The sequence below is a fragment of the Gardnerella sp. DNF01189 genome (assembly GCF_049244195.1).
GTDB classification, from domain to species: Bacteria; Actinomycetota; Actinomycetes; order Actinomycetales; family Bifidobacteriaceae; genus Bifidobacterium; species Bifidobacterium swidsinskii.
The window spans coordinates 1019659-1030724 of the sequence record NZ_CP058385.1 but is presented as its reverse complement, the minus strand read 5'-3'; the positions used below and the strand labels follow the sequence as shown (position 1 = coordinate 1030724).

The window sequence follows — 11066 nt, the reverse complement described above, 5'->3', positions numbered from 1 at the left end:
CTGTAAATTATCAGCCTTTAACGGAGCCAGACATGGACTCTTCGTAGAAGCGCTGCATAATAATGAACAGGATTACGATTGGTATGGAAATGCACACAGCGCCTGCCGCGAATGCAGCGTACCAATCAGGTAGATATTTTTTGGTAAGCATCTCCATTAATCCGTAAGCAACTGTGTAGTTTTCCTTATTGTCTCTCACTACTGTCTTCACCATAACGAAGTCTAGCCATGGTCCCAAGAATCCAGTAATTGCTTGGAACACAATCATAGGCTTGCAGATTGGAACAATAATCTTCCAGAATACTTGCCACTTTGTGCATCCATCCAAGTATGCAGCTTCATCCAAAGACTTTGGAATAGTATCCATGTAGCCCTTCATAATGTAGAAGCCGGCACCGCTACCTGCAGAATAAACGATAATAAGTGCGATTAATACAATCGAACCTTTTGTTAAACCAAGAGCCTTCAAAATGAAGTAGATAGCAATAACAGCCATGATACCTGGGAACATACCAAGAATCAGAGCAAGATTCATGAATGTCTTACGTCCTTTGAAACGGAGACGAGACATGCAGAAGGACACCGCTAACACAAACACCAAAGAAATAATGCACACGAAAATTGACACAATCAAAGTGTTGAGGAACATTCGTGGGAAATTAATGTCATCGGTATCGGTAAATAACTTTATATAGTTATTTAGTGAGTATTCAGTTGGGAAGAAGGTTTTCTGATAGGAACCAGTGTTCTTGTTGAAGCTTTCTAACAAAACCCACAAGATTGGAATCAGCCAAATAACTGACAACACCAGCAAGAACAAATGTGAGAAAGTATCTCCAATTACTCTTCTGACATGTTGATCTTTAAGGAAAGAAACACTACGAGTGCTCTTTACAACAGCTTCTTCGTTCTTAGTTGTAGTTTTATCACTCACCGGAATCCCTCCTCATTCTTGTAAGATCCAGAGTTGCGATACGTAATCAGTGCTACGACAGCAAGCACAATGAACGTCAAAATACCAATTACTGCACCTGCGTTGTAGTTTTGCTGGTCAACAGTCAACTTGTAGAGCCATGTGATAAGCAAGTCGGTGCCGCCTGCACTGTTGACTTTGCTACTTGCTGGACCACCTTTTGTTAAGAGGTAAATAACGTTGAAGTTATTGATGTTGCCAGTAAAGGTAGTAATCAAATATGGAGTCATAACAAAGATGATGTACGGCATTGTGACGTTCATGAAACGTTGCCACCAACCTGCGCCATCGAGCTCTGCAGCTTCGTAAAGTTCTGCAGGAACGTTTTGCAAGATACCTGTAATCTGCATGATGGTGAATGGAATACCAACCCAAAGATTGATAAGAATTACCGTCACTCGAGCCCAAGTTACATCCGTAAGGAAAGGAAGCTCCTGATGTATCCAACCGTTTTGCTTAAAGACAATGTTAATAACACCGTTCTGGCTAAGCATATTGTTCATAATAAGCAATGAAACAAACTGTGGAACTGCAATTGTAAGGGAGAAGCAAGTTCGCCACAATCCCTTAAGACGAGTGGACTTTCTATTGATTATCATTGCAATGAACATGCCGAGGAAGAAGTTCAGGAAGGTTGCAAGGAATGCCCAAACAAGAGTCCAGATTAATACGTCAAAGAATACGTCAGCTTTAATTAAATCACTTTTTCCGGTTAAGAATTGAGAAAAAACGTCTAACCCAATCCAACTGAATTTTTGTTGATGATTCTCGTCATAGCTTGTGAAAGCCATAGAAATCATGAAGAACAATGGCAAAATTGTGAATAACACAATGCCAGCAGTTGGAAGAGTCATAAAACCGACGTGTGCTTTTTCGTCAAGAAGAGTCTTCGCATCATCAATGAAATTAAGTGGCTTCTTGCCGTCTGCCATTACAGATTGCGCTTTGTACGCGCTGCGAAGAGCGAGAGTTGCCAGATATACAAGCAATACAATCGCTAATATCGACATAACTCCATACAGTAAAATTTCTACAGAATTATCGCCTGCACTGTATCGCCAGAATCCGTTGACTTTAACTCTGCCCTGTTCTACTGTGCCAAGAGTGTTGATTTTTGGAAGATAATCCAATCCAATTGTAAATAAGAATACGAATAAAGTTGCTTCGCACGCTAAGAATATAACGCCTTTGATGTATTGCTTGCGGACAAAATTGCCAAAGCCAAATATGACAACAGAAATCCATGAAAGAATGTCCGCATGTTTTGCAGCCTCTTTCAGTGAATAAGGTGAAGGAGCAAAGCGTTCTGCAGTTGACGTCTTCTTCTGGCGTCTTTCTCGCTTTGTGGATGTCGTGCCAGTCATGACATGCCTTTCATGTAAACAAAATTATTTTGTAGAAGATAAACAATGCGCCCCACCCCTTGCCGGAGCGGGGGCTGGGGCGCATTGTTTTACTCAAAGTGCATAAAACACTGCTTATGCATCTATTTAGATTTGTTGGCTAGAGTAAGTTTTGTTTACTTACTTCTCTAAGCCCTTAGCAAATTCTGCGGTCTGCGCGGCAGCATTATCGCCAGTAATCTTACCGGTGGAGATAGAAGTGCCGAATGCTTGAACTGGATCCCAGAACTTACCCATTTCAGGAATTGCTGGCTGCAAGACAGAAGTCTTAGCAATGGTTTCCATCTGAGCAACAGCAGCTGGCTCTGCCTTTACGCTATCAGCAAGGGACTTGTCAGAAGGAATTGCACCTTCCTTTTCGAAAGCAATCTGCTGGGACTTCTTGGAGCCCAAGAATGCAGCGAACTTAGCAGCCATCTCTGGAGACTTGGTGTTGGTGTTGTAAGCAACAGCCTTAGAACCAGCGAAGGACTTCATCTGGTGCTCGCCAGACTCAGTCTTGAAGGTTGGAAGAGCAGCTGCAGCATAGTTATCCTTCAAGGCGTCCTTAACCTTGGCTGCATCCCAAGAACCGGAGAACATTGCATCAACGGAGCCGTCCTTCAAGCCAGCCAAGCCGCGACCATTTCCATCAAGTACGAAGTGCTTTTCGTTTCCAACGAGCTTTGTTGCAATGTACTTGGTAACTTCAGCAGCCTTATCACTGAGCTTCATGCCAGCCTTAGCATCGTTTCCATTTTCGCCGAAGAGCGTCATATTGCCATCGAGGTAGAAGCCTGGGAGATACCAAGCATTAGCAAGATCGAATGAAACCTTGCCCTTTTCAAGCATCTTGTCGAGGGACTTAACGTCATCAGCGGAGAACTTGGACTTGTTGTAGTACATGAACCAAGTGTTGCCGGTGTAAGGAACGCCGTAAAGTTTACCGTCCTGAGCGGTAACAGACTTGATCAAAGTATCTTCGTTCTGTTCCTTAACTTGCTTTGTGGCGTCATCGCTTAATTCGCCGATTGCTCCAGCCTTTACCAAGTCGCCGAGCTGATCGTTAGGGAAGAGGAACACATCAGCAGCAGCCTTAGCATCCTGCTTAACAGCCTTAGCAGCGTCTGGTGGCTCAACAACAGCGTTCTTGAAAGTAACGTTTGGATTTTCCTTCTTGAATTCTGCTTCAACAGTCTAATCCAGCCGCCATCTTTCTGATCGTCAGCAGAACCCCAAACGGTGAGCTGAACAGGTGCTGAATCAGCAGCCTTCTTAGCGCTATTGTTAGTGCTTGAACCGCAAGCTGCAAATCCAAACAAAGTAGCAACTGCAAGACCTGCACCCAGCATCTTCTTAATATTCGTCATCCTTGACCTCCTATATCATGCCAAAAACTGGCATATCATTTGGTGGCGTAGTAACGGACTCCGTTGTGGCGCAACATCGCGATTGCTGCGTAGAGCAGCGTCACAAGTCTCACAAATCCGTTCGTAAGCACTGTGTAGTATACACGGATATCGTGTCGTTTGCAAATGAGTGGCGGGTTAATCTGTATATTTCGCCCTATAAATTTTTTCAAGTGGTTGCGTGTAAACTAAATAGCACAACGCTAGAAGGGTGAAATAATGGCATTATACGATCATGCTCAGTGGCTTAAAGACGCGGTTTTTTACGAAATCTATCCGCAAAGTTTTTGTGATTCCAATGGCGATGGCATAGGTGACATTCAAGGAATTATCAAAAAGTTAGACTATGTAAAATCGCTTGGCTGCAACGCAATTTGGCTTAATCCTTGCTATGACTCGCCTTTTAAAGATGCGGGCTATGACGTGCGCGACTACAAAAAAGTAGCTGCTCGCTATGGCACTAACGAAGACTTGCAGCAGCTTTTTAGTGAAGCTCACAATCAAGGAATCCGCATATTGCTTGATTTAGTGCCAGGTCACACTAGTGAAGAACATGAATGGTTCCGCGAAAGTTCAAAAGCTCAAGAAAACGAGTTCAGTAAGCGCTACATTTGGACCGACAGTGCGTTTAGCGGCTATTCTATGCCGTTTGTTGGTGGTGAAACTGAGCGTGACGCCACTTATATTCTAAACTTCTTCAAATGTCAGCCTGCATTAAACTACGGTTTTGCACATAGGGATAGAGCTTGGCAATCCGCTCCAGATTCCAAAGAAGCGGCAGAAACTCGCGCTGCAATGGTTGATATTATGCGATTTTGGCTTTCGCTTGGTGCGGATGGATTCCGAGTTGATATGGCTGATTCGCTTGTAAAAAACGATGACAATAATGGCGAAGGAAGTCTTGGAAAAGACAATACAATTCGCGCATGGCAGGAAATGCTTGGCACTGTAAAAGAAGAGTATCCGCAGGCTGCTTTTGTGTCCGAATGGGGCAGACCGCGTCAGGCTCTTGCTGCCGGATTCGACATGGACTTCTATTTGAATTGGCGCTGGGATGGCAATCCTAATGGTTATGCGCGTTTACTTCGTGACGTTGATAACGCTTTAGATAACAATTCTGAGCGCGATCACAGCTACTTTAATGCGCACGGTGGCGGCAGTATTTGCCCATTTTTAGACGATTATTACCCACAATATGAGTCAACCTGCAACCAAGGTTACTTTAGTTTCATCACATGCAATCACGATACGCCGCGTCTTGCTCCGCGTCTTGACGATCGTGAGCGTCGCGTGGCTTTTGGCATGATACTCACTATGCCAGGCGTGCCATTCGTGTATTACGGCGACGAAATTGGCATGAAATATCGCGATATTCCAACAAAAGAAGGCGGCTACGCTCGTACGGGCACTCGTACGCCAATGCAATGGGATGATGCAAAGAATTTTGGCTTCTCAATGGCTGCAAAATCTAAATTATACTTGCCTGTTGAAGCGCGAGCAGACGGAAGAACTTGCGCAAATTCTCGAAAACAAGCAGTGGAAAGTGGTGAAATTCCAACTGTTTCTGCGCAAATTAATTGCGAAGATTCCTTCCTTTCGTGGGTGCGCTCGCTTATTGCGCTTCGCCATAGTCGCAAATCTTTGCAAGCTGACGCGTCTTGGAGAGTTTTGTATGCTCCGGTTGACGGCCGCGGCTTTGCTTACGAGCGTTGCGCAAAAGGTGGCGCAGGAGAATCAGCTGTGGAACGAAGCATTGTGGTTATGAACCCAGGTGTAAATAGTGAAACAGTTTCATTAGAAGCATTAGCGAATCTTACGCAAGAATCTGCTTACAATCCATTACTGAAAATTGGAGAAATATCAGTTGATGGTGATTGCTTAACACTCGGCGCTCAAAGTTTTGCAGTGTTTGGAATGTAAATTACAGGTTAGGTAGATACGCGACTACGGATAAAATTTATATAAACTAGGTATGCGCAAATAAACAAGGACGTGCAATGAGTATTAATAGTGGTAAAGCAATAATGCGTGATAGCGGTAACGCGAATAAGGAAATGCTTGATGCAAACGGCAAACCAATTCGTGCTGACCGTAACATAAAAACTGGAATCACGCTCAATAAACTCAAAATGCTCGGCGCTTTTATGCTTATGCTAGGTGCATTTAGTAACACAGTAATTGCACGAATGTTCGGCGGAACAGTAACCAATAATATGTTTGCATTGACAGTCATATTAGTTTGTGAATTTATAAGCTGGACTGCAGTGCCATGGTATGCGTGGATACTAGTACGCGGATACCATAACACGCATAATTTGAATCTTTACATGTTGAGATTGCTGATTTTAGCAGTGGTTTGCGAAGTTCCATACGATTTGGTGAATTCAAAATGTTTGTTCGACATGCGTTCGCAAAATCCTGTATTTGCAATGGTTATTTCCCTATTCGTACTTTCGAGTATAGATACAATTAGGGAACGTTTAAGCGGATTTAGTAAAGGTTTTGCTATTACCGTGCTTATCATTGCGGGTCTTCTTTGGAATTTGATAGGAAAAGTTTTTGTGCAGCATGGAATTTTCTTCGGCGGCGTAACTTTGCTTATTTTCGTACTTCTTTTTGAATTATTAAAAAAGCGCGAAATTACTATGGAGATGACTGCAGGAATGTTCGGCGCTATGTCGATGCTTACACCTGGTATTGGTGTAGCTGTGTTGCATTATCGTAGCCCTTATGGTGATGGTCCTAAAAACTCGACGACGTTCCGTTGTGTTATGTATGCGTGGTATCCGCTGATGTTGATCATTGCGTCAGTGTTTGCAGTATACATTCATTAAAGTTATAAGTTGTAAGCAAACAAAATAATACATAAAATAATACATAAAATTGTTAATAAGCAAAGTTGCAAGGTAACAGCAGAGATGTGCAGTAGTATGGACTCTTCCAAGTTGGGAATTTTTTATAAGTACGCAACTGATTCAAATGCAAAGGCGCAGGATAGTCAGGTAATTAAGGGCGAAAAGTGGCGAATTACGGTTATTACAGATTCGCTTATTCGTCTTGAATGGAGCGATGATGGAAAGTTTGTTGACAATCCTACGCAAACTGTAATCTGCCGCAATTTTGCTCACAAAAGCGCGGACGCTCAGCCGCAATTTAGTGCGCGCACAAACGAAAATGAATGGCTGGAAGTCGAAACTGAAAAGCTGCATCTTACTTATAATTGCGAAGCTTTTAGCAAAGAAGGTTTAAGTATTGTTGTGCGCGGAGTGCCGTGCACGCAGTTTAATACGTGGCATTACGGCGACGCGTGCCCGGGAAATCTTCTTGGAACTTTTAGAACTTTGGATCAGGCGAATGGCCCGGTAAAACTTGGTAAAGGAATACTTTCGCGCGACGGATGGTCTATTTTAGACGATTCTGCAACTTGCGAAATTGCTCCGGCTGAGGAAATAAATGGCAAACCAAACCCGTATGGGGCTTGGGTTAAGTCGCGTGCGCAAAAAGTTAGCGAGCAATCAGGTAGATACAAGGACTTGTATTTCTTCGGTTACGGACACCGCTATATTCAAGCAATTCAAGACTTTTATAAGCTTACGGGCGCTCAGCCGCTGCTGCCACGTTTTGCGCTAAGCAATTGGTGGAGCCGCTACTATCGCTACCGTCAAGACGAATATTTGCAATTGCATAATCGTTTTAAGCGCGAAGGCATACCTTTTAGCACGGCTGTTATTGACATGGATTGGCATGTTACTGATGTTGATCCGAAGTATGGATCCGGTTGGACGGGCTATACGTGGAACGAGGAACTTTTCCCGGATCATCGTGCTTTTTTGCGTAAACTTAACGCTGCTGGATTGTCTCCAACTTTGAACTTGCATCCGCGCGACGGCGTGCGTGCGTTTGAAAAAGATTATCCGCAAGTTGCGCAAGATGCTGGCATTGATCCGGCAAGCGGCAAAGCTGTGGAATTTGATTTAACGAATCCGCAGTTTGTGAAGGCTTACTTCAACATGCATCATCGTATGGAAGATGAAGGCGTGCGATTTTGGTGGATTGACTGGCAGCAGGGGGGAGTTACGCGCGAGCCTGGCTTGGATCCTCTTTGGATGCTGAACCACATGCATTATGAGGACGCTGCGCGCGAAGGTCGATGGCCTATTACGTTCTCTCGTTATGCTGGCCCTGGTTCGCATCGCTACCCAGTTGGATTCTCGGGAGATACCGTTACTACTTGGGATTCGCTTGCTTTCCAAACTTACTTCACTTCTACAGCTTCCAATATTGGCTACGGATGGTGGAGTCACGATATTGGCGGACACATGCTTGGCGTTAGAAATAACGAGTTGGAAGCGCGATGGTACGCTTTCGGCGCGTTTAGTCCTATTAATCGTTTGCACTCTACTTGCTCGCCATTCGCTGGAAAAGAGCCGTGGAATTTCCCTCGGGAGACTCGCGAAGCAATGGTGAAAATGCTTCGTTTGCGCGCGGAACTTTTGCCATACGTTTATACGATGAATTATCGCGCGGCTTTTGATGGCAGGCCGATTATTGAGCCAATGTACTGGCAGTCGCCGGAAGTTGGAATGGCTTACGAAATTCCTAACGAGTACCGTTTTGGAAGCGAGCTTATAGTATCGCCGATTGTTTCGCCTAACGACGCGGCTGCTTTGCGCGGATGTGCTGGAGTTTGGTTGCCGGAAGGCGATTGGTACGATTTGTTTGACGGACGCAGGTATGTGTCTCGCGGCTGGAATGGCCGCAGATTTGAAGCGTGGCGCTTACTTGACCGCGTGCCGGCTTTTGCGCGCGCTGGAGCGATTGTGCCTCTGCAAGTTTTGCCGGAAGTTGCAGATTGCGAGCGTAGTGCTGAGACCGCTGAATCTGTTAATAGCATTGAAAATCCGCGGGCTTTGCGAGTTCTTGCATTCCCTGGAGCTGACGGCGAATTTGTGATGCGAGAAGATAACGGCGATTTTGCTGCCGCGTCTGCTGGAAATACTGCTAATACACGTATGAATTTTGTGTGGCGAGACGGCAATGGTTCTTCGCAATTTATTATTTCCGGTGTTGCAGGATGTGATGCTGCCGTAGAATCTGTGCCGCAAAAACGCAACTGGAACGTTGTATTTAGAGGAGTTGCTTGCATAGATTTTGCTCACGTGCGCGTGTTTGTTGGGAGCCGAGAGCTTAACGCAAGCGAGTTTGCGGTTTCTTACGAAGGCGAAGAGGCGACTTTGAGCTTGTCGGTTTCTGTGAAAGACGTGCCAGCTCGTTCGGAAGTTTGCGTAATTGTTGACGGTGGATTGCAAATCGCTGCCGACCCTAAAGTTGGCGACGCTTACCGATTCCTGCTTCAAGCGCAAGTGCCGTACAGAGGCAAGGAAATGGCTTTTGATGCAGTGCGAGATTCTGGCGGAAGTGCAAGTGCTATTGCTGAAATCTCAACTCTTGAATACGAGAACGAATCGGAAGCAGAAAAGTATCGCAACAGCGTTGATATGCTTAACGCTTACGCAACCGACCAGCCTTCCGTAGTTAAGTGGGCGCAATGGCGTTGCACACTGCCTGTTTCGGTAAAGCACGCGCTTGAGGAGATTTTGCTGCGCTCGGTTGAGTAATTCCGTCAGCGCGAGCGCGACGACCTGCCTGAGCGCATAGAGCGTAGCGCGCGAAGGCAACTCGGAGCGGAAACTCGCTTAAGTTGGAAGTACAGTGGACTTCCAACGCGAGTTTCGCGCGCGAGCGTAATCCGCGCGAGCGTAATCCGCGCGAGCGCTGTCTGCGCCAGTAACGAAAAAACGGAGTTATACGTTACTCGCGCAGAAACCGTACTGCGTCAGTAGCGAAATTGCTTAGTTTTGCGATTTGACATGCCATCTCAATTAACCAATTTTTCACAGAAGTGCTAGAATACTACACGGTAGTGTGACGAAAATCACATATTTTCGTTGCGTCTATCTGTAGCGTTTGTAATATCGCTAAAGTTGGCAATATTACAGCTTTACAATCGCAGTTTTGAAAGTCAAAGCTACGAAACGCGGGAGCTTGTTCTATACAGGCTGAGAGGGCGAAAGCCGACCGTAAACCTGATGCGGGTAATGCCGCCGTAGGGAAGGAGTATTATGCGAAATATTCGTATTATTGGTGCAGGTATTATTGGTTTAGCAACAGCGTGGAGACTTACGGAAGCTGGCGTAAAAGTTAGCATAATTGATCCAGATCCAGTCTCGGGCGCTTCTCACCATGCTGCTGGCATGTTAGCTCCTACCGCAGAAATGCAATATCAGCAAGAAGCGTTGTATCCTCTTATGTTTGAGTCTGCAACTATGTATAAGGAATTGGTTGATTCGGTTGCAAAGTACACCGATAAGCCAACTGGCTACTTAGAGTGCGGCTCTTACGTAATTGGCGGTGACGCTGCAGATAACGAGCATGTAAACGAGTTGCTAAACTTGCAGCATCGTTACGGCCGTAGAGCTGAGCATATTTCTGTGAGTAAGCTTCGTGAGATTGAGCCTGCTCTTTCGCCAACTATTGCTGGCGCTGTAAGCGTGCCGGACGACCATCAAATCAACCCTCGTCTTTTCACTGCAGCAATGATTGATGCACTCGAAAAGCGCGGTGTTGTTATTGAGCGTCGCGCAAGCACTCCAGACGATTTGGGTCCAGACACAGTTTTGGCATCCGGCTTGGGTGCTAAGGATATGCTTCCTCAGCTTAAGCTTCGCGCTGTGTGGGGCGATATGATTCGTATGACTATTCCAGAGCCTTTGCGCCCAATTTTGAGCTCTGTGGTTCGTGGATTTGTGCATGATCGTCCAGTTTATTTGGTTCCTCGCGCTAAGGAAACAGGCGAGCTTGTGCTTGGCGCTACTTCTCGCGAAGATGACCGCGATATTCCAAAGGTTGGTGGCGTACTCGACTTACTTCGCGATGCTGCAAGCGTGCTTCCTGGCATTCAGGAATGCTCGATTACTGAGGTTACCGCTGGCGGCCGCCCTGGAACTCCGGACGATTTGCCATTCATTGGTATTGATCCTAAGACGCATACCACGATTTCCACTGGTTACTTCCGCCACGGCATTTTGCTCACCGCTTTGGGTTCTTCTTTGACTACAAAGCTTGTGCTTGAGCAAGAGTTGACTGAGAAGGAAAAGGGTTTCTTGGAGAGCTGCAATCCTGCTCGCTTTTAATCGCTAATTCCAGTGAATTCGTTATATTCCGCTGCGAATTGTGTGAAGCGTTCAAATATAGACGTAAGTGTGATGCAGAAAGTACTTTTAGTAATTCAGCTTTTAGTTA

At 45.4% G+C, this 11066-nt stretch carries 6 protein-coding genes and 1 pseudogene; 4 read left to right on the top strand and 3 right to left on the bottom strand.

Annotation, left to right across the window (positions count from 1 at the left end; genetic code table 11):
* Positions 1 to 10: 10 nt before the first annotated feature.
* From HXT41_RS04070 to HXT41_RS04060, 3 genes and pseudogenes are all read right to left on the bottom strand, one after another.
* On the bottom strand, positions 11 to 934 hold the full coding sequence (locus HXT41_RS04070) for a sugar ABC transporter permease (protein ID WP_004104797.1): 924 nt from the start codon (positions 932 to 934) through the stop codon (positions 11 to 13).
* Complete coding sequence (locus tag HXT41_RS04065; RefSeq protein ID WP_004108136.1) at positions 931 to 2337, bottom strand: carbohydrate ABC transporter permease; 1407 nt, start codon at positions 2335 to 2337, stop codon at positions 931 to 933. The genes HXT41_RS04070 and HXT41_RS04065 overlap by 4 nt, the downstream gene beginning before the upstream one ends.
* Before the next feature lie 159 nt (positions 2338 to 2496).
* A pseudogene (locus HXT41_RS04060) lies at positions 2497 to 3725 on the bottom strand (extracellular solute-binding protein).
* A 258-nt stretch (positions 3726 to 3983) separates the two neighbouring features.
* Between HXT41_RS04060 and HXT41_RS04055 the strand changes: the two are divergent.
* The 4 genes from HXT41_RS04055 to thiO all read left to right on the top strand — a co-directional run bounded on the left by HXT41_RS04055 (position 3984) and on the right by thiO (position 10957).
* The gene (locus HXT41_RS04055) at positions 3984 to 5684 is read left to right on the top strand and encodes an alpha-amylase family glycosyl hydrolase (RefSeq protein WP_102703474.1); all 1701 of its coding nucleotides are present in this window, start codon (positions 3984 to 3986) and stop codon (positions 5682 to 5684) included.
* Positions 5685 to 5761: 77 nt separating this feature from the next.
* Positions 5762 to 6598: a TraX family protein gene (locus tag HXT41_RS04050; protein WP_004108130.1), complete on the top strand. Its 837-nt coding sequence runs from the start codon at positions 5762 to 5764 to the stop codon at positions 6596 to 6598.
* A gap of 96 nt (positions 6599 to 6694) precedes the next feature.
* A complete protein-coding gene (locus tag HXT41_RS04045; protein WP_421788575.1) occupies positions 6695 to 9382 on the top strand; it encodes a TIM-barrel domain-containing protein in 2688 nt (895 codons plus the stop codon).
* Positions 9383 to 9886: 504 nt separating this feature from the next.
* Positions 9887 to 10957 (top strand): glycine oxidase ThiO, encoded by a 1071-nt coding sequence (thiO, locus tag HXT41_RS04040; RefSeq protein WP_004104781.1) that lies wholly within the window; start codon positions 9887 to 9889, stop codon positions 10955 to 10957.
* The last annotated feature ends 109 nt before the right edge of the window (positions 10958 to 11066 follow it).

What these genes read in the sequence shown, in the direction of transcription:
- HXT41_RS04065 (WP_004108136.1), bottom strand. Translation starts at nt 2,337, where the DNA reads ATGACTGGCACGACATCCACAAAGCGAGAAAGACGCCAGAAGAAGACG.
- HXT41_RS04055 (WP_102703474.1), top strand. Translation starts at nt 3,984, where the DNA reads ATGGCATTATACGATCATGCTCAGTGGCTTAAAGACGCGGTTTTTTAC.
- HXT41_RS04050 (WP_004108130.1), top strand. Translation starts at nt 5,762, where the DNA reads ATGAGTATTAATAGTGGTAAAGCAATAATGCGTGATAGCGGTAACGCG.
- HXT41_RS04045 (WP_421788575.1), top strand. Translation starts at nt 6,695, where the DNA reads ATGGACTCTTCCAAGTTGGGAATTTTTTATAAGTACGCAACTGATTCA.
- thiO (WP_004104781.1), top strand. Translation starts at nt 9,887, where the DNA reads ATGCGAAATATTCGTATTATTGGTGCAGGTATTATTGGTTTAGCAACA.